The organism is Pinirhizobacter sp. (assembly GCF_036499745.1).
Lineage (GTDB): Bacteria > Pseudomonadota > Gammaproteobacteria > Xanthomonadales > Rhodanobacteraceae > Pinirhizobacter.
This window is the reverse complement of the sequence record NZ_DASYDG010000001.1, coordinates 1-19,057: the sequence shown is the minus strand read 5'-3', so window position 1 is coordinate 19,057 and position 19,057 is coordinate 1. Positions and strand designations below refer to the sequence as shown.

15 protein-coding genes and 1 pseudogene are annotated in these 19,057 nt (G+C 63.9%); 6 read left to right on the top strand and 10 right to left on the bottom strand.

Going from position 1 to position 19,057, the window contains the following annotated elements; translation table 11 throughout:
• Position 1: 1 nt before the first annotated feature.
• Both VGM61_RS00080 and VGM61_RS00075 read right to left on the bottom strand, forming a co-directional pair.
• On the bottom strand, positions 2-778 hold the full coding sequence (locus tag VGM61_RS00080; RefSeq protein ID WP_331520650.1) for a TenA family transcriptional regulator: 777 nt from the start codon (positions 776-778) through the stop codon (positions 2-4).
• A gap of 306 nt (positions 779-1,084) precedes the next feature.
• Positions 1,085-2,185, bottom strand: a complete 1,101-nt coding sequence (locus VGM61_RS00075; RefSeq protein WP_331520649.1) for a sterol desaturase family protein — start codon at positions 2,183-2,185, stop codon at positions 1,085-1,087.
• 201 nt (positions 2,186-2,386) lie between these two features.
• On the opposite strand from VGM61_RS00075, the gene VGM61_RS00070 reads away from it, so the two are divergent.
• Genes VGM61_RS00070 through VGM61_RS00060 form a run of 3 tightly spaced genes read left to right on the top strand, consistent with a single transcriptional unit; the run spans position 2,387 to position 6,014 of the window.
• On the top strand, positions 2,387-2,779 hold the full coding sequence (locus tag VGM61_RS00070) for a BlaI/MecI/CopY family transcriptional regulator (protein ID WP_331520648.1): 393 nt from the start codon (positions 2,387-2,389) through the stop codon (positions 2,777-2,779).
• Entirely contained in the window at positions 2,776-4,620 is a 1,845-nt protein-coding gene (locus VGM61_RS00065; protein WP_331520647.1) for a M56 family metallopeptidase, read from the top strand. The genes VGM61_RS00070 and VGM61_RS00065 overlap by 4 nt, the downstream gene beginning before the upstream one ends.
• A 50-nt stretch (positions 4,621-4,670) precedes the next feature.
• Positions 4,671-6,014 carry a diguanylate cyclase gene (locus tag VGM61_RS00060; RefSeq protein ID WP_331520646.1) on the top strand — a complete coding sequence of 448 codons (1,344 nt, stop codon included), beginning with the start codon at positions 4,671-4,673 and terminating at the stop codon, positions 6,012-6,014.
• Between the two features lie 123 nt (positions 6,015-6,137).
• Here the strand turns inward: VGM61_RS00060 and phnD are convergent, their stop codons facing one another.
• Entirely contained in the window at positions 6,138-7,178 is a 1,041-nt protein-coding gene (gene phnD / locus VGM61_RS00055) for a phosphate/phosphite/phosphonate ABC transporter substrate-binding protein (RefSeq protein ID WP_331520645.1), read from the bottom strand.
• Positions 7,179-7,549: 371 nt separating this feature from the next.
• On the opposite strand from phnD, the gene VGM61_RS00050 reads away from it, so the two are divergent.
• Positions 7,550-9,979: a TonB-dependent receptor gene (locus tag VGM61_RS00050; protein WP_331520644.1), complete on the top strand. Its 2,430-nt coding sequence runs from the start codon at positions 7,550-7,552 to the stop codon at positions 9,977-9,979.
• An 80-nt stretch (positions 9,980-10,059) separates the two neighbouring features.
• Here VGM61_RS00050 and VGM61_RS00045 read toward each other — a convergent pair.
• Positions 10,060-10,282: pseudogene (locus VGM61_RS00045) on the bottom strand (hypothetical protein); the annotation flags it as partial.
• 42 nt (positions 10,283-10,324) lie between these two features.
• Positions 10,325-11,065, bottom strand: coding sequence for an SDR family oxidoreductase (locus VGM61_RS00040; RefSeq protein ID WP_331520643.1), 741 nt, complete (start codon positions 11,063-11,065; stop codon positions 10,325-10,327).
• 112 nt (positions 11,066-11,177) lie between these two features.
• Between VGM61_RS00040 and VGM61_RS00035 the strand changes: the two genes are divergently transcribed.
• The gene (locus VGM61_RS00035; RefSeq protein WP_331520642.1) at positions 11,178-12,059 is read left to right on the top strand and encodes a LysR family transcriptional regulator; all 882 of its coding nucleotides are present in this window, start codon (positions 11,178-11,180) and stop codon (positions 12,057-12,059) included.
• A 13-nt stretch (positions 12,060-12,072) separates the two neighbouring features.
• Here VGM61_RS00035 and VGM61_RS00030 read toward each other — a convergent pair whose 3' ends face one another.
• From VGM61_RS00030 to kaiC, 5 genes are all read right to left on the bottom strand, one after another.
• Complete coding sequence (locus tag VGM61_RS00030) at positions 12,073-13,284, bottom strand: serine hydrolase domain-containing protein (RefSeq protein WP_331520641.1); 1,212 nt, start codon at positions 13,282-13,284, stop codon at positions 12,073-12,075.
• 100 nt (positions 13,285-13,384) lie between these two features.
• Positions 13,385-15,499 (bottom strand): ATP-binding protein, encoded by a 2,115-nt coding sequence (locus tag VGM61_RS00025; protein ID WP_331520640.1) that lies wholly within the window; start codon positions 15,497-15,499, stop codon positions 13,385-13,387.
• 10 nt (positions 15,500-15,509) lie between these two features.
• A complete protein-coding gene (locus VGM61_RS00020; protein ID WP_331520639.1) occupies positions 15,510-15,818 on the bottom strand; it encodes a circadian clock KaiB family protein in 309 nt (102 codons plus the stop codon).
• A complete protein-coding gene (locus VGM61_RS00015) occupies positions 15,818-16,138 on the bottom strand; it encodes a circadian clock KaiB family protein (RefSeq protein ID WP_331520638.1) in 321 nt (106 codons plus the stop codon). The genes VGM61_RS00020 and VGM61_RS00015 overlap by 1 nt, the downstream gene beginning before the upstream one ends.
• Entirely contained in the window at positions 16,135-17,841 is a 1,707-nt protein-coding gene (kaiC, locus tag VGM61_RS00010) for a circadian clock protein KaiC (RefSeq protein ID WP_331520637.1), read from the bottom strand. Before kaiC ends, VGM61_RS00015 begins: the two co-directional genes overlap by 4 nt.
• A 138-nt stretch (positions 17,842-17,979) precedes the next feature.
• On the opposite strand from kaiC, the gene VGM61_RS00005 reads away from it, so the two are divergent.
• A partial coding sequence (locus VGM61_RS00005) for an alpha-L-fucosidase (protein WP_331520636.1) occupies positions 17,980-19,057 on the top strand: 1,078 nt, incomplete at its 3' end.

The following is a 19,057-nucleotide window of genomic DNA, read 5'->3' as shown; positions in this document are numbered from 1 at the left end:
GTCAGGCCGCGACATCGCTCAGCGTGGCCAGCCTGGCGCGTGCATCCAGGCAGCGGTCAAGCGTGACACGCATGCTGACGTAACTGCGCCGGATGCATTCACCGACGTGTTCCACCATATCGGCAGGGGGTGCCATTCCCATTAGCGTACAAACGATCTCCAGCGCCTCCCACGGATGGGTATCGTCATAAGCGGCATGAAGCTGAAGCCAGCGGAGGCTGGCCTTACGGCCGGTTTCCGGCAAACTTGCGGCATAGGCCTGGCTTTCATAGATCAGCTGCGACCAGTCGCCCGTGGCCCCTTCCACCGCATAGTTGGTGGCGGCAATGCCGGCGGCCAGGTTGTCGTTGCTGCTCACTTCCTCACACCAGTCGGCCAGGCTCTGGCTGCCCTTGGGCAGGTTTCCTTCCAGCACTTCATGGCGGGCCACGCCGGCGCCGTCGGACCAGTTGAGCCAGTACTCGGCGTGGTTCTGCTCCACGCGGATGTTCCGGACCAGCCAGCGGCGGGCCAGGTTGTCGCCGTCGCTGCGGCCAAAACGGGTCTTGAGCAGGTTATGCGACATGTAGCCGGGGAAGCGCTCGATCACCGGCCACACGCCCACCATGAAATTGCGGGTGGACACCGGATCCAGCATGCCTTCCTTCATCAGCTGGAAAAGCTCGTGGTCGAGCACGCTTTGCCGGTCCTGGGCACATGAGGCGACCATATCCTGCGCCCACTGGGGGTAGCTGGAGAGTTCGGTCAGGGGGCCGGTACGTTCGAAAGCGACGTTCATGGATGAATCTCCTGGAGAGGGTTGCCTTTGGGATATGCGCCGTCATGCGCGGCAAGCCACCAGCCTCCTGGACCATGGCCTTGCCGACCCCGGGCTGGCGCAGCCCTGGGTAGGAACTTTTTCTAAAGGTCAGCAAGCCGCGGTGCCCGCCCATGGCGACACCGGTGCTGGTTTGTGGATCCCCCTGTTTCGATGCGACGACCGCGACGCGGCGCCCTGCGGCATCAATCTATCAAGGAGTGAAAACGTTTGCTGCTATTTTTTTGACGAGCGTCAAAAAAATCCCTCGGTAAAGGAATTAGGCCGTCAGGCAAGGGCGTCGGGCCGGGGGGCCGGGGCAGGCACCGGTAAAGCCGCCGCGTCGGGGCGTGCGGCGTGCATCCGGTGAAGGTCGAGCGCTGCCACCGGCACGGGCCGCAAGCTGTCGTCGAAGGCCACTTCGCCCAGCCGCCAGCCGGCCCGGCAGGTGAAGGCGCCCCAGAAGCGGCGCAGCGACCACCACTGCATCATCACCAGGCCCCGGCCGTTGTCGGCGTCGACATGGGGATCGCCCACCCCGGTGGGGCGCACCGGCTCGCCGTAAAGCGCGGTGCCGAACCATACGTCCCAAAGGGAAAATACCTGGCCGAAATTGCAGTTGTGAAGACCCGGCCGGTCGGGGTCCACCACCATGTGGTGCAGCCGGTGGAACACCGGCGCCACGAAGACACGGTCCAGCGCCCGGCCAAAACCGATGCGCACGTTGGTATGGGAGAAGTTCTGCACCAGTTCACCCAACAGCATCAGCAAGGCGAACTGCGAGGCGTCCACCCCCAGGGCCACGCCCACCAGGGCCAACACGATCGATTGCAGGCCGCCGTCGAGGTAGTTGCCGCGGTCGTTGGTCCAGCAGCTCATCTGCCGCTGGCTGTGATGCATGCTGTGCAGCGCCCACCACCAGGGGATGGCGTGCTGGGCACGGTGCATCCAGTAATAGGTGAAATCGTAGGCGATGTAGTACACCGCGAATGCAGCGTACGGATGGCTCGCGAACCACGGCACCCACACGGTAAGGCCGTACGTGGGCGGGCCCGCGGGGTCGTTGTTGCCGCCCAGCAGGTTGGCGAACGGGGTGAGCACCAGGAAGCTGAAGAGCGGGAAGATGCCGCCAAGCATCAGCAAGGTATAGGTGCGGTCGATGCGGGTGAGCTTGCGGTCTTGCCATGGCTCGGCACTGAAAAACGTTTCAAGCGGCCGCATCACGAAGGCGATCAGGCACACCTGCAACATCGCGATCATCGCCGCCTCGGCGATGTCCCGCGGATCCCCCGCGCGGCCGCCGATATGCGTGAAGACGAGCGCCGGCTGCACCACGTGCCCTGCCAGCCACGCAGCCATGCCGTTCCAAAGCGCCGCAATCGACATCATCGCGCCCGCCAAACCCATAAGGGGTCAGAGTACATACGAAAACTTAAGCCTTGAAGGGCGGCGAGGCATGCTGGCCAAAACGATGGTGCGGATGCCCCGAAGCCTAGGCGCGGAATCTTTCACGTGCCTTTGGCCGCTAGGCACTTGACTACAGGTGTAGTCAGGGATTAGCTTGACTACACGTGTAGTCAGGAGCCGGCCATGCAGCAGCGAAAGACCATCGGCGAGCGAGAACTTGCCTTGCTCAGCCACGTCGACGAGCGCGGCGGCGCCACCGTGGCTGATGTCGTGAGCGGTTTCGGCGAACCCCAGGGCCTGGCCCGGTCCACGGTATTGACCATGATGGAGCGCCTTCGCGAGAAGGGCTTCCTCGGCCGCCGGCGCGTACACGGGGTTTATCGCTACAGCACCACGTCAGGCCCGGTGGAAGTGATGCGCGGCGCGGTGGACAACTTCGTGCGCACGCAGCTGCAGGGCTCGGTGTCGCCCTTCGTGGCATGGATGAGCGAACGCGGTGAAGTGAGCCGGGACGAACTGGCCGAACTTGAAGCGCTGGTGGACAAGCTGCGTACGAAAACCGGAGGCGACGCATGAACACGTTCGACGATTTCGCGCGCGAGGTCCTGCTTCGACTGGGCTGGACGTCGGCCCAGGCCGTGCTGCTGGTGGGCCTGGTGTGGATGGTGGGGCGGTTCGGTCCGCGCCTGCCGGCGGCCGTGCGCTGCCATTTGTGGTGGCTCTCAGGCCTGCAACTGTTGCTGGGGCTGTGCCTGCCGGTGCCGGTGGAACTTGCATGGCTGGCCGCGCCTGAGGCGACGGCCCATGCGGCCACGCTGACCTTGTCACCGTTGGCGACAGGCACGGCCCCCCTGGTGCTGCCGGAAGCCTCCGCGCCGCTGCCTTGGGCACTGGCTGTGGTTGGCGCATGGTTCGCCATCGTGGCGTGGCAATTCGGGCGGCTGGCCGCCGGGTGGATGGCCACGCGCAAAATGGTGGCCGCCTGTGCGCCTGTTCGTGACGAAGCGACACTCGCCATGGCCCGCCATGCAGCCTCGGCGATCGGCCTTGCCCGCGTGCCCGCACTTCGCGTGGGGCCTTCGATCGATGCGCCGTACGTGGTCGGCGGCCTGGCCATCGGCGCCTTGCGCCCGGTGGTACTGCTACCGCCCGCCGGTGTGCTCTCGGCCGACGAACTGGCCATGGCGCTCGGCCACGAGTTTGCGCACGTGCGTCGTGCTGACCTCTGGCTTGGCTGGATCCCCGAGCTTGGCCGGCGCCTCTTCTTCTTCCATCCGCTGGCCCACCTGGCCGTCGCCGAATATGCCTTGAGCCGCGAAGCCGCCTGCGATGCGCACGTCGTGGACTGCAACGCCGCCGCCGAAGGTTATGCACGCCTGTTGCTGCGCCTTGGCGTATCGCACGGGCACGCTTCGGGTCTGGGGACGGCCTCCACCACTTACAGGAATCTCAAGAGGAGACTCGTCATGCTCCAGGATTCAGCTTCCCGTCCGGCGCGCCGCGCGCTCGGCTGGGCCATCCTCACCGTCATCGCCGCCACGCTGGTGCTGCCCTACCGGGTGACGGCGCGGACGGCCGATCCTTCCACCACGCTTGAACCGATCGCTGCGTCCTGGGTACAGGAGACGCCGGTCACACCCGCAACGCCTGCGACTCCGGCAACGCCTGCAACGCCTGCAACGCCTGCAACGCCTGCGATGCCTGCTACTCCCGCCATGCGCGCCACCCCTTTGCCGCGCGTCGCCCCGGTCCCTCGAGTCAATCCCCACGTGCCGCCCCCGCCACCGCCTCCGCCGCCCGAGGCTCCGGCGCCTCCGCCGCCACCGCCACCTCCCCCGCCGGGTGACCACGCCTACGCCGAATCCAGGATCACCATCAGTTCCGAATCGCACGGCGCGGCATACGCGGTGTACGACCACAATACGGCGTTCGTCAGCGGCACCCAGCGCGACATAGCGGACGCCGAACGCGTGCGTGGCCGGGGTGAACCGGTGGCCTGGATGCGCCGCGGTGGCAAGACCTACGTAAGCCACGACCCGAAGGTCATCGGCGGCATTATCGACGCGCTCGCCCCGGTGCGGGACTTGGGAGACAAGCAGTCCGCATTGGGCGATGAGCAGTCCAGGCTCGGCGATCAACAGGCAAAGATCGGCGAACAACAGGCCCAGCTGGGCACGCTCCAGGCGAACTTCGCCGAGCACGGCCAGCCGGATGCCGTGAAGATGAAAGAACTAGCTTCGAAGCAGAATGCACTGGCCGAGCTGCAGCGTCCGTTGTCCGATCAGCAGAGCGTGCTCGGCCACAAACAGGCTCAATTGGGTCAGCAGCAGCACGAAGCAGAGCTCAAGGCGCAGGGCCGGATACAGCAAGCCATCGACGAAGCCATCAACTCCGGTGCTGCCCAGCCCACAAGCTAGGCCAATGCGTCGTATATTTCCCCCGCACGGACCACCGTCGGGGGAACCTCTTGGAACCAGATCATTTCGAGCGCAAGTACCATCTCGCCCTTGAGCGGATGGAGCGCGAGGAAGCTTCTTTCCGCCAGCTTGAGGAACAGCTGCGCCGCGTTGCCAGCCGTTTGTTGCTGCTGGCCCGAGGCCGGGACGATGCGCTCGATGGCTTGCTTGAACGCGTGACCGATGCGGTGCGCCGTTCCAGTGCCGGCGCGGGCCTGGCACCGCTGGTGGATGAGTTGGGCGACGCGGTGGCGCGGCTCGATGGCCTGCCGCGCCAGGCCCTTGCCGGCGGTGCGGGAACCCAGATCGGCCCGTCATGGCCTGAAGCCCTGCGTGAAACCCTTCTTCGCGTGGTGCTTATTCCTTCCCTGGCCGAGGAGGCGGTGGACATTCGCGCGCAACTGGCCGCGACACCGGCTGACGATGAGGCGGCCATGCCGGTACTGGCGGAAGCCGTGGCCAACCTGGTCAACCGCCAGCGCGACAGCCTGCGCGCCGACATCGACAACCTGCAGGCCTTGCTCGAACAGGTGAGTGGCCGGTTGGAGGAAATGACCCATTTCCTCGAGATGGGCATGCAGGAACAGTCACTCGAACTCGCCGAAGGCGAGGCACTGGACACCACGGTCCGCGACGAAATGGCGTTGTTGAACCAGACTGCGCGCGACGCCACCAGCCTTGCCGAGCTGCAGGAACAGGTGAGTTCGCGCCTTACCCTGATCGACCAGCACTTCCGCGAATACCGCGAGCGCCAGGATGCCCGAGCCGAGGAATTCCGCGCGCGCAGCGCCAGCATGCAGGGGCGGCTGGTGGAACTGGAGACGCAGGCCTTGCGCCTGCAGGAATCCCTGGCCCGCGAACACGAACTGGCATTGACCGATCCGCTTACCGCGATGCCCAACCGCCTGGCTTACGAGCGCCACGTGGACGAAGTACACCGCCGCTGGCAGGGTGAGCGCCAGCATGTGTGCGTGGCGGCCTTCGATATCGATCATTTCAAGGCGATAAACGACAGCTACGGCCATGCCGCGGGTGACGCGGTGCTGCGCATCGTAGGCAAAGCGCTTAGCGCCCATGCGGCGGGCCGGTATTTCATCGCCCGTTACGGCGGCGAGGAATTCGCCGCGGTGTTTGACGGCCTGGAACGAAGTGAAGCGCTACTTGTGGCCGAGGATCTGTGCCGTGCCGTGGCCGGCCTGGGATTCCATGCCAGCAAGCGCCCGATCACGGTGACCATGTCCGGTGGCATCACCTGCTTCCAGATGCCCGACACGCCGGCGGCTGCGTTCGAACGTGCCGACCGGGCCCTCTACGAGGCCAAGCGCGCGGGTCGGAACCGCTGTGTGATGGTCTAGGCAGGCTGATCAATCCTGCCGGATTGATCAGCCTGCTGTGCGCTTTCGTCAAAACGGCGTGCAGGTTCGTGCGAACCAGCCCATAGACTGGACTGCCCGTGGAGTTGCCGGGTCCGGGATTACTTACGGAGAGCCTTCGCGCACGGATGCGCTCTTTTCCCCATTTCCGTGCGGGGGCCGCGCCGTCGGTTCCAGGGCCTGCAACGCCTTACGATAATCGCCTTCCACCTGCTTCAGCCGCGCCTGGCGCGCTGCGTCGTTTACCCAGCGGCCGTGCTCGGCCTGCTGGTAGGCAAGGGTGTAATCCATGTCCACGAAGGGCTTCAGTGCACGGTTGTCGGCCGGCACGAAATGCGCAAGGTCGGGAATGCGCGAAAGATTCGACCGTTCGCGTTCGCCGTTGGCATCGGCCTGCTTGCCGTAGTTTCGCATCAGGGCCACCAGCTGATCCTGCAGGGGCTCATCCATCGCATCACGCACTACCAGCACGCCTGCGGGAATCAGTGTCGAACGCCAGATCACCCGCAACTGCGCTGCTTCGTGCGGGAAGTGGCGGGTGAAGAGGTCCAGGTCCGGGTTGTTGCCGCTGGCGACGTCCACTTCGCGGTTGACTACCGCCAGCGCGTTGTCCTGGTGGTTGCCCACGCGCACGCTGGAGAAGAACGTGTCCGAATTGATTCCGCGTGGAGCGAACAGCTGCGCCTCGGGCGCCACGTAGCCGGTCACCGACAGCGGTTCGCCTCGCGCGTAGCGCCAGCGGCCCGGGTTGGCCAGCAGGCTTTCGATGTCCTGGATGGGCGAGGACGCCCGGACGATCAGCAGGGCATAATTGCCCGCCACGCCATCGTCCCGGACGAACTGCGCCACCACGTGCATGTGCTGGCGCGAGACCGCTTCCACGGCCAGTCGGCCTGAGACGAAGGCGACGTCGACGCTGCCCGTCGACATCGCGCCCGACAGGCCCGCGTAGCTGGAGACCGACACCGACGACACCGGGTGGCCGAGCCGTTTGGCAATGTCCTCAAGCAGCGGTGCCCACTGGGCGCGCGATTCCGCGGCACTGCCGATGGGCAGGATGCCGAAGCGGATCGGGATCGGATTGGCATCGGGCGCGGCTGCAGCGCCCAGCCACGCGGGAACGCAGGCGATCATCAGCATCGCCATCGTCGAAAACGTTCTTCGCCACGACTGCCCCGACCCCGCAGGTGGCCGCGCTGCCGTCGCGGTCATACCTTCGATTCCTATCGTCAATGGCTTGTGTATAGCCGCGATGGGCCCCCTGCGCAAACTGCGCCTGTACGAGTCGTTTCGCGGATGTAAAGACACTGTAAAAAAGCCGCCTTATCGTGCTAACTTCTTCACACAATGGCGATGAGCTCAAGGGGGCTTATCGCCGCGCAATTAAATACGAATTTCGCAACAAGTTGCCTGACCTAGCCGGTTGGGCTTTTTTGTGCCTTGGGGAAGCGTTTTTCCTTGCGACCGGTTCGAAATAACTTGCCACGCCTTAGCTCACCGGAAAGACAAATAAAACCATGAATAGAAACCACCTCTATCTCGTTATTGCAGCCACCCTTTTTGCCGGGTCCGCCCTGGCCCAGTCGGCCGACCCGCAATCGACCGACTCCAAGACCCCGCCGGTCCGCAACAGCGTGTCGACCACGTCGAACACCACCACTTCCAACGACACCCAGAGGGCGCAGCAGCTGCAGGCGGTGACCGTCACCGCGCATGCCGCGACCATGGCCAGCGGCCTGATGTCCGTGCAGACGGCCCCCAAGGCGGTATCCACGATCAGCCGTGAGGCCATTGTCAAAGCCTCGCCAGGCTCGAACTTCACCCAGTTGATCCAGAGCATCCCTGGTGTGAACTCCTCCACGGACGATGTGACCGGCCTCAACGACGGCAACTACTCCATCCGTGGCTTCACCGGTGACGAGATCGGTGCCTCGGTCAACGGCGCACCGATCAACGACTCAGGTTCCTACCGCGTGTACGCCACCGAATACGGCGACTCGGAGAACATGGGCGACATCACCGTGCTGCAGGGCATTCCCGATGTGGACATGCCCGATTCCGGCGCCGCCGGCGGCCATATCGCCTGGACCACGATCGATCCCACCCACACCGCCGGCGTGGATTTCTCCCAGTCGGTCGGCAACAACAACTACCGCCGTACCTTCTTCCGCCTGAACACCGGCGACCTGGGTCCGTCGCGTTCGTGGATTTCCTGGTCCGACAACTCCGACGACAAATGGCGCGGCCAGGGCAAGGCCAAGGTGAACAAGGTCGATGCCAAGACGGTGTGGACCATCGACGACAACAACTCGATCACCGGCTCCCTGCAGTACAACCGCGAAGTGAAGTACCTCTACTTCGGCCCGACCAAGGCCAACGTGGCCCAGCACGGCTACCACTACGATTACGACGAAACCTACAAGCCGGGTTCGCTCGATACCAACTACTGGCAGCTGCATGCCAACCCATTCAGCAGCCTGATGGCCAGCGCTGATGGCGAGTTCACCTTCAGCGACACCCTGCATTTGTCGGTTGTGCCGTACTTCCAGTATGGCGATGGCGGTTCGGGCACCGGCAACAGCTTCTTCGCAGAAAGCACGTCGACCAAGCCGTCGTTTGAATCGGCCAACCAGGACCTGAACCAGGACGGCGCGATCATCACCGGCCCGAATGGCAAGAAAGCCCTGGCGTACGGCTTCAGTAGCTCCACCACATATCGTCCTGGTGTGATCGCCAAGTTCAATCAGGATCTTTCCGATACCAACGCACTGGAATACGGCGTGTGGTACGAGCGCACGCGCCAGGAACAGAGTCAGGCCTTCAGCCTGGCCGACTACAACACCGGCGCACCGATCAACAAGTGGGGCGATTCGGACTTCATCGTCTACCCCAATGGTGAAGCGCAGAAAACGTACGACGAATTCACCTTGACCGAAACGAAGAAGGCCTTCGCTACCGATACCTGGACGCCGAACGACTACTGGACCTTTACCGCCGGTGGCGCCTACCTGCACGTGGAGCGTTCGGGCTTTGCCTACGAATACCCGGGCTCGCTCTTCAACTCCTCGCCCAAGTTCAGCCAGATCGGCGGCGATGGCCTGGATTACAACTTCCACAAATTCCTGCCCACCGCCGGCGTCAAGTTCGCGCCCGATGCGAACAGCCAGATCTTCTACGGCATCGGCAAGACCTTCCGCGTTCCGCCGAACACGGCGGTGTTCCTGAACACGGTGACCGGCCGCGCCGCGAACAAGCCGGAATCGGCCTGGAACAACGACCTGGGCTACCGTTACTACGGCGATAACTTCGCTGGCAGCGTGATGCTGTATCGCTCGAACTTCAACAACAAGCAGGAATCGGGCTTCGACCAATTCACTGGCGAGACCTTCTACACCGAAATTCCCAAGGTGAAGATGCAGGGCGTCGATGGCGAAGCCACCTGGCGGTTTGCCGACCACTGGAGCCTGTACGGTTCATATACCTACACGCAGTCGAAGATCGAATCCAACCTCGACACCGGCGACGATGGCGTTTACCCGCTGAAGGGCAAGGATCTCTACAACACGCCGCGCAACCTGGGCTACGCCGCACTGAGCTACGACGACAGTTCGTTCTGGGCCACGCTCTCGGCCAAGTCGCACAGCTCGTTCTACGGTGACTACATGAACACCGAGAAGGCCGGCGGCTACACCACGCTGGGCCTGTCGGCTGGCTTCAACTTCGCCGACTTCGAGACCTGGTTCCGCAAGCCGTACATCAAGATCAACCTGGACAACCTCACCGACCACAAGGCGTTCACCAACGCCAACAACGGTACGTCATTCATTGCCTCCAACCCCGGCAAGGAAACCGACGTGAACGGCAAGGTGCTGTTCGCCTCGGCGCCGTATTACTCGCTGCTGGAGCCGCGCACCATCATGATCACGGTGGGCGCTTCGTTCTTCTGATCGAGCCTGCGCAAGTGCAATACCCGAAGGGGAGCCGGTCGCCGGCTCCCCTTTTTTATTTCAGCCACACGCGCCTGGTCGCCACGCGTGCTGCTGGAGGACACCCATACCACCAGGCCGTTGCCCTGTTTACGCAATTGCGGGAGCGCGGCGCGGTTCACCCGCGGCCTTGACCTGCGGGGCATTCCGGCCGGTGGTTTCGCGCATGCCGGCGTAGACGATATGGCCGGCGCCGGCGAGGGCGCCGGCGGTGAGCGCGCCGAAACCACTGGATGCGCCGGTGATGACGATGACATTCTTCATGACGGTATTCCTTGATGCAGGGAAGGCGTTGGGAAAGGTGGTTCAGATGATTCCGCCGTTGGCGCGAAGCACCTGGCCGTTGATCCACGCGCCATCGGCACCGGCGAGGAACGCCACGGTGTTGGCGATGTCTGCGGGCTGGCCCAGGCGTTCAAGTGGGGCGAGTTTGGACAGGCGCTCGATCAGCTCAGCGCTCTTGCCGTCAAGGAACAGATCCGTGGCGGTGGGGCCCGGGGCTACGGCGTTCACCGTGATGTTGCGTCCGCGAAGCTCCCCGGCCAGCACATGGGTGAGGGCCTCCACGCCGGCTTTGGTGGCGGCGTAAACACCGTACGTGGGCTGGTACAAGCCAACGACGGAGCTGGAGAAATTGACAATGCGACCGCCATCGCGCAATCGCGTCGCCGCCTCGCGCATGGTGTTGATGCTGCCCTTGAGGTTCACCGCCAGCAGGCGGTCGATGGCTTCGTCGTTGACCTCGGCGACCTTGGCCAGCGACATGATGCCGGCGTTGTTCACGAGCACGTCGACGCCACCAAAGGTCGACTCGGCCGCATCGAACATGCGGCGCACGTCGGCCGCATTGCTCACATCGGCCTGGGCCGCCACGGCCTTTCCGCCGGCCTGTTCGATCTGGCGCACCAGCGCTTCGGCCGGGGCGGCTTTGCCAGAGTAATTGACGATGACGGTAAAGCCGTCGGCGGCCAGGCGGGCGGCGATGGCTGCGCCGATGCCGCGGGAAGCGCCGGTAACCAGGGCGACCTTGCTGTGGGTGGTGTTCATGGGTGTCTCCTCTTCTCCGAGCCGGCGGTTGCTGGCGTGGAGACACTTTCCTCTTTTCCCCACCGGGAATAATCTGCCGAAAACGGCCAATACAATTCCATCAGGACAAACAATGGATCGCCTGGATGTCATGCACTTGTTCACCCGGATCGTCGAGCGGCAAAGCTTTACCCTGGCCGCGCTGGACATGGATATCCCGCGCTCCACCGCCACCCAGGCGATCAAGGCGCTGGAGAAACGACTGGGCGTGCGGCTGCTGCAGCGGACCACGCGCCACGTGCGGGCCACCCTGGATGGCGAGGCCTATCACCGTCGATGCGTTGCGATCCTGGCCGAGGTGGAGGAAGCCGATGCGGTGTTCACTGACGCCAAGCCGCGAGGGCAGTTACGCATCGACGTCCACGGCGTGATGGCGCGGCATTTCCTGATGCCCGCGCTGCCATCCTTCCTCGCCGAATATCCCGACCTGCAACTGCACATCGGCGAAGGCGACCGCCTGGTAGACCTGGTACGCGAAGGTGTGGATTGCGTGTTGCGCGCCGGCCGCTTGCACGACAGCGCGATGGTGGGGCGGCAAGTGTGCCTGCTCGATGAGGTGACTGTGGCAAGTCCAGCGTACCTGGCCCAGCGCGGCATGCCACAGGGCATCGACGACCTCGAAGGGCATCAGGTGGTCGGCTTCGTCTCCACGGCCACCGGCGCGGTGTTGCCTCTGGAGTTCACCATCGACGGCGTGGCCCGGGAAGTACGGCTTCCCGCCACGGTAACCGTGGTGGGCGCCGAGACCTATGCCGCGGCTTGCGAGCTGGGCCTGGGCCTGGCGCAAATGCCGCGATACCACGTGGCCGAAGCGCTGGCGACGGGCGCACTGGTGGAGGTATTGCCCCGGTTTCCGCCGTCACCGACGCCGGTGTCGGTGCTCTATCCGCATAGCCGGCAACTGTCGCCACGCGTTCGCGTGTTCATCGACTGGATCACCCGGCGCTTCGCTTGAGAAACGATCGGGCTCACGGCAGCCGCGTACACGGTGCAAACGGCTCCTTGCGCCACTCAGGATGGTCGTACGGGATATAGCTGTTCCAATAGAACGGGAAGCAGGTCTTTCCCAGCACCGCCTCGACCATCGCCGGGAATATCGATTCGCCGTTGGAGCTGTTGCTCAATAGCAGCACGCAATCGCGTGACCGGACCACGCACACCATGAGGTTGTTGGCGCCGTCATCGTGGCCTTCCTTGAAATAGGCCGGACCATCGGGTGATTCAAAGCGTCCTATGCCCCAGGCGTAGCCAAGGCCGATGCCGTCGTTGTCCGTGGTGTCGGGCATGCCCATGGTGGGGAATTGTTGCAGCGAGTGGATGCGTATCGAGGGCGCCAGCCATGCCTTGTACGCCGCTGGTGACAGGCCATCGCCGCGCACCATGGCGGCAGCCAGGTTCGCGTAGTCGTGCAGGGTGGTATCCATCGATCCGGCGGCCCGTACGCTGCTTCGCTTTTTGTGCCCAAGTGCCTTGCCGTTCTCGTCGTAGCCGATGGCCAGGTTGCCGCTGAAGTCGTCGCGCCACGTCAGCGAGGTGCGGGGCATATCGAAAGGAACGAACAGGCGGTCGTGCATCAAGGTGGCCACGTCTGCGCCCATGCCTTCTTCCAGCACGAACTGCATCAGGTTGATGCCTTCGCCTGAGTAGGCAAAGCGCGTGCCCGGATCGAAATAGAACATCAGCTTGCCGTTGGGGTCGTAGTCCTTGCCCGGCTGCAGGTAGCGAAAATTGGCAAAGCCGGTGGTGTGGTTAAGCAGAATGCGCGGGGTGAGCTTCCGCCAGCGCTCGTCGCCGGCAAGGTCTGAGTATTTCTCGTAGGATGGAAGCGGCTTGGGCAGCATGCCGGCGATAGATGCATCCGGCGCAAGCTTGCCCTGGTCAACCAGGCCCATGACTGCATAAGCGAACGCTGCTTTGGTAAGCGAAGCCCCATAGATCACGGTGTCCACCTGCATGGGAAGCTGCTGCGCGACATCACGCATGCCGTAACCCTTGAGATAAACCACCCGCCCATCGTGGATCACCGCCAGCCCAAGGCCAGTCACGTGGGCATCGTGCATCAGCTGGGTGGTCCTTGCATCCAGCGCTGCGCGATCGATGTCGTGCGGCGGTGATGTGGTGTCGTGGTGAACGCAGCCGGTGAGCATGGCAAGCACCGCAAACGAAACGAATCTGCGCATTGCGTTCCCCCTCGAGATCCCCCGCCGCCGATGCTAGCAGGCATTCCGGGCGAACGTCTGCATACCGATCGATCGACAGCCCGGTAGACGTTGGCCGGTTCTACGCGCCCGGCCGGCCTGGGTCCCTGAGCCACGCGCTTGCTCTTTGCAACGCAGTGTTCACAGCTACCGACAGCGTGGCTCGCGTATAGGGCTTGGCCAGGAGCTGGACGTCGGCTGGACGGGGCTGTGTCGCCACCGCCTGGCCGGTATAGCCGGAAGCCAGGAGCAAGGCCATGGCCGGATGCGACTGGCGCAGGCGTTGCACCAGTTCCACGCCGCCGATGTCGCCGGGCATGATCACGTCGGAGAACAACAGATCGATGCGCACGCCGCTGGCGATCACGTCCAGCGCCGCCTGCGCGTGGCTGGCCTCGAATACGGTGTAGCCAAGTTCTCCGAGGGAGCGCACGGCGATGTCCCGCACGGCGGCATCGTCCTCGACTACCAGCACATTGGCCGTGCCGCGCAAGGTAACTGCGACATCATCCGTGACCTGCGCCCTCTCCGCGTCGCAGGTCACGGGAAAATGCAGCGTCACCGTGGTACCCCGGCCCGGCGTGCTGTCGACGGTCACGAAGCCATCGGACTGTCGCACGAATCCGTATACCTGGCTCAAGCCAAGTCCCGTGCCCTTGCCCACGTCCTTGGTAGTGAAGAAGGGTTCGAAAACCTTCGCGGCGATGTCCGGGGTCATGCCAGCGCCCGTGTCGCTAACAGACACAGCCACGTAGTGCCCGGCTGCCGCACCCACCACCTGCGCGCGCTCTGTGTCGACGGTTGTACGCTCGGTACCGATCGACACCGCGCCGCCATGGGGCATGGCGTCGCGCGCGTTGATTGCCAGGTTCAATATCGCCGTCTCCAACTGGTGGGGATCGGTAGTGCACAGCCAGCGTTCCGCGGGATCGATCAGCTCCAGAGTGATCGTCTCGCCGAGCGCGCGCTCGAGAAGGCCCTGGAAGCTGCGCATCCGTTCGTCGATGCAGACGGTTTCCACCCGCAGGTCCTGCTGGCGGGAAAACGCCAGGAGCTGCCGGTTCAGCAGCGCGCCGCGCTCCACGCCCTGGCGCGCGGCAGTGAAATAACGCTGGGAGCGCTCATCGGAAGGCATGTTCTCCTCAAGCATGTCCATGCTTCCGCCAATCACCATAAGGAGGTTGTTGAAATCATGCGCGATGCCGCCGGTAAGCTGGCCGATGGCTTCCATTTTTTGCGCCTGGCGCAGTTGCTGCTCGGTCATTCTTCGCGCGGTGACATCGGACACCACGCCCGCCAGCAGGCCACCATGGCCTTCCTGGTGATGCATGCGGCCCTTGACGTGTATCCAACGTTGCACGCCGTCGGCAAGGCGTTCTATGCGCAACTCGAACTCGACCGACCCCGCCCTGCGCGCGGCGTCGAAGCCGGCCCGCACCGCTGGTCGGTCTTCAGGCAGGAAACATGCCAGCAACCCTTCGAACGTCCAGGGGCCGGCTGTTCCCTCCCGGCCGAAAATTTCGTCGAAACGCCGCGAGCCATGGATCAGGCCGCGCGCGAGATCGAGGTCCCAGCCACCCATGCCGGCGGCATCGAGCGCCAACTCGAGGCCTTCCTCGGCACGGCGCCGTTCGTCGATTTCCGCGGCCAGGCGGGCGTTGGCCGCGGCCAGTTCATGGCTACGCTCCCGGCTGCGGGTGAGATCGGTAACCACGCCGCACAACAGTCGTGCAGCGTCCCGTCCCATATCCAGGTCCACGACGGAGAAATTCACCGGAACCCGGGTGCTGCCAGTGTCGACCAGCGATAGTTCCGCGCTGCGGCCGCCGGCGTTGCCCTGCGCCATCAGATCGTTGAAGACGGGAGTATCCGCAGGAGCGATGAAGTGCAACATCTCGCGCCCGATCAACAATTCACGCGCGTGGCCGAGCATGGCGGCGAAGCGTTCGTTGCAGTACAGGATAGTGCCGTCGGCCGACAGCGTCACCGCGCCCTCGCGCATCTGCTCGATGATCACGCGATAGGGGCGGTCGGCATTCTCGAGCGTATATACCTTCTGCCCGCTGCTACCACCCACGACCACGGCGTCAACTTCGCCATGACGGATGGCATCGAGGGTTTCTTCGGCCTCGCGCAGGCGCTCGAGCAGTTCGTCGAAGCGGGCCTGGCTCAGTGGCAGAGGGGAGGGCGGATCCATGCGTGGCGGCTTATGGCTCTGGCGCGAGGTTCAGCCCGGCCAGCACGCGCTCGCGATCGGAAAGATCGCCGATGATCTTGCGCAAGGGCTCGGGCAATACCTTGACCAGCGTAGGCGTGGCCACGATCTGGTAATCGCGCGTGGCCTCCGGGTGCTGGTACACGTCGATCACCTCCAGGTCGTAGTCGCCTTGCAGGCGCTCGGCGCAGATGCGCCGCATGTTCTGGATCGCGGCGGTCGAGCGTGGCGTGGATCCGGTGATGAACAGGCGGAGCTTATAGCGGGGCGCGTGCGGCAGGGTGGCGGTGTCATCGGTCATCAGTTGAGATCCCGGCGTCGGATATCCAGGCCCACCAGCACTTTCTCGGTGTCGGAGAGGTCGCCGATCACGCGTTTGAGTGGCGGCGGAAGGGTGCGGATCAGCGTGGGCAGTGCCACGATCTGGTCGCCGGCGGCCAGTTGCGGTGTTACCAGCAAATCCACCACTTCAATGTGGTAACGGCCGGCCAGGTGTTCCTCGCACAGCTTCTTGAGGTTGGCGATGGCGAGCAGGGACTTGGGCGTCTGCCCGGCCACATACAGGCGCAGGTTGTACGAACCATCCTCAGTCAGGCCTTCGGACGTGATCCCAACGCTCATGTGCTGTCCCCTCGGAGCCGGGCCATTCGCACGCGGTCGTCGGTGATGCTTTGCTCACGCGCCTCGTCCTGCTCGAGCATCGTCGCTATCTCCTGTTCTTCTGCTTCGAGCAGGGACATCTTCTCGGCCACTTCGCGCTCGATGGCGGCGCGCTTCCGCGCCAGCTCACGGCGCCTGCGTTCGACAGCTTGCTGGCGGGCGAGGTCGGCATCCCTCTCGCGTGCTTCCTGCACCACGCGCGCGGTACCGGTAAGCACGCCATGCGGCCCGACATAGGCATCGATCATTTCAACGCCATGGTCGGTAAGACGATATTCCCGAAGCTGCTTGGAGTGGTTCATGCCACGTGACTTGAGCAGGTACAGGACGCGGTTGCGCTCGCCGTTGGCCTCCATGTCGCTGAGCGAGATCCAGGTATCCATCAGCGACGATACGCTGCGTTCACCCTCGCTCATCTGGTCGTTGGCCGTCGAGAGGCTGGTGAACATCGTGGTGATGCCCTGGCTTTTGAGGATATCGGCCAGGCGGATCAGCGTGGCGTGGATCTCCATCGATGGGCCACGGAAGGCGGAAATCGGATCCACCACCACCACCGATGGCTTGAAACGCTCGATGTCACGGTTCATCCGTGCCAGGTGCATCTCGAAACCGTACAGGCTAGGGCGCGCTGCCTCGAATTGCAGCAGGCCTGAATCCAGGTGTGTCCTCAATTTGATACCCACCGAATCCATATTGCGCACGATCTGCCCGGGGGATTCCTCGAAGGCGAAGAACAGGCAACGCTCGCCGCGGCGGCAGGCGGCATCGACGAAGGCGGCGCCGAAGGTCGACTTACCCGTGCCGGCAAGCCCGGATAGCAGGATGCTTGAGCCGCGGAAGAATCCCTTGATGCCGAGCATGGCATCGAGCCCTGGAACGCCGGTGGAGACCGCTTCGTGCGAAACCGGGTGAGCCAGTCCCGCGGAAGTGATCGGCAGCACGCTGATCCCTTCCCCGTCGATCAGGAAGGGGTACTCATTGGTGCCATGCGCCGAGCCGCGGTACTTGACTACGCGAAGGCGACGCGTAGTGACCTGGTCGATCACCCGGTTGTCCAGCAGCAGCACGCAGTCGGAAACATATTCCTCGATGCCATACCGGGTAAGCTGGCCTTCGCCGCGCTCACCGGTGATGATGGCGGTGACACCCTTGTCCTTGAGCCAGGCGAAAAGACGGCGTAGTTCCGCGCGCAGGATGGCGGTGTCTTCCAGGCCCGCAAAAAGCGCCTCGATGGTATCGAGTACCACCCGTTTGGCACCCACTGAATCGATGGCATGGTTCAGCCGGACGAACAGGCCCTCCAGGTCGTATTCACCGCTGTGCTCGATCTCGGCGCGCTCGATATGCACGTGGTCGACCACGAGCTTGCCGGCGGCTACCAGCGCATCGACATCGTAGCCAAGAGAGGCAACGTTCACGGAGAGGTCGCGTGCCCGTTCCTCGAAGCTCATGAACACGCCAGGCTCGCCAAAACGCCTGGCGCCGTTCACCAGGAAGGTCATGCCGAAGAGTGTCTTGCCGCAGCCGGCCGAGCCGCACATCAGCGTGGGCCGTCCGGTGGGCAGGCCACCGAATGTCAGGGCATCGAGGCCGTCGATGCCTGTTGGCGTCTTTGGCAATGCCACGCCTTGCTCGATGCCCACCTCATCGTGTTGCACGTCCATTGCCCACCCGTCTTCATTGGCCAGGCAATGAGATTACGCGGCGCGGGAATTTTACGAAAGCGCGGCGCACGTTGTGAAGACGTTGTGAAGTTTTGGGTGTCGGCTCCCAGCAACGGATGTCCATGCCAAACTCATGTGATGAACCGACGAGAATTCACCCGCACCATCGCCGGCGCCGGTTTGCTGGCCGGCCTGCCCACCGGTTCGATGACATGGGCTATGGCCGCTTCAACGCCTGTGCGCGACAACCGATTGCTTCGGGCCCAACAGGCCTTCCTCGACCTGCGCTTTGGCATGTTCATCCACTTGAACATGGCCACTTACCAACAGCGCGAGTGGGGCGACCCGAAGGCGTCGCCCGCCATGTTCAACCCGCGCCACCTCGATGCCGGCCAATGGGCCCGTGCCGCGCGATCGGCCAACATGGGCTACGGCTGCCTTACCACCAAGCACCATGACGGCTTCTGCCTGTGGCCAACGAAGACGCGCAGCGCCAATGTGATGCAGTCCGGGTATCGCCACGACATCGTGCGCCTTTACGTGGATGCATTTCGAAAGGCCGGGCTGAAGCCTTGCCTGTATTTTTCGATGCTTGACCTGCGCGACGACATCCGAGCCGGCGTGGTCACCCGCGAGGGCATCGACCTCATCAAGGCCCAGCTCACGGAACTGCTTACCCACTACGGGCCGATTCCAGCGTTGATCTTCGACGGCTGGAACGCCTCGTGGTCGCGCATCGGCTACGACCAGCTGCCCTACAGGGAAATTCACGACCTGGTGAAATCACTGCAGCCCGATTGCCTGGTGGCCGACCACAACGCCGGCCGTTATCCCGGCCCGGCCCTGTATTACACCGACATCAAGCAATACGAGCAGCATGCCGGGCAGAAGATCCCAGCTGGCAGTGCCATCCCCTCGCAGTCGGGTACCACGCTGCAAAGCGACTGGTTCTGGAAAACCGACTACCCCGGCCAGGCGCTGCGTCCGGCGGCACAGATCGTGGATGAATGGCTGCGGCCCTTCAACGACAACCATTGCAACCTGATCCTCAACTGCGCACCCAACCGCGATGGCCTGTTCGATCCGAACGTACTCGAGCGCCTGGCCGACATCGGCAAGCTGTGGCGTAACCCGGGCCCGGCACCAGCGCTTTCCCCGGCCATCACCATCACCACCGACAACCTCGCCCGGCGCAAACCGTCATTCGCCAGCAGTA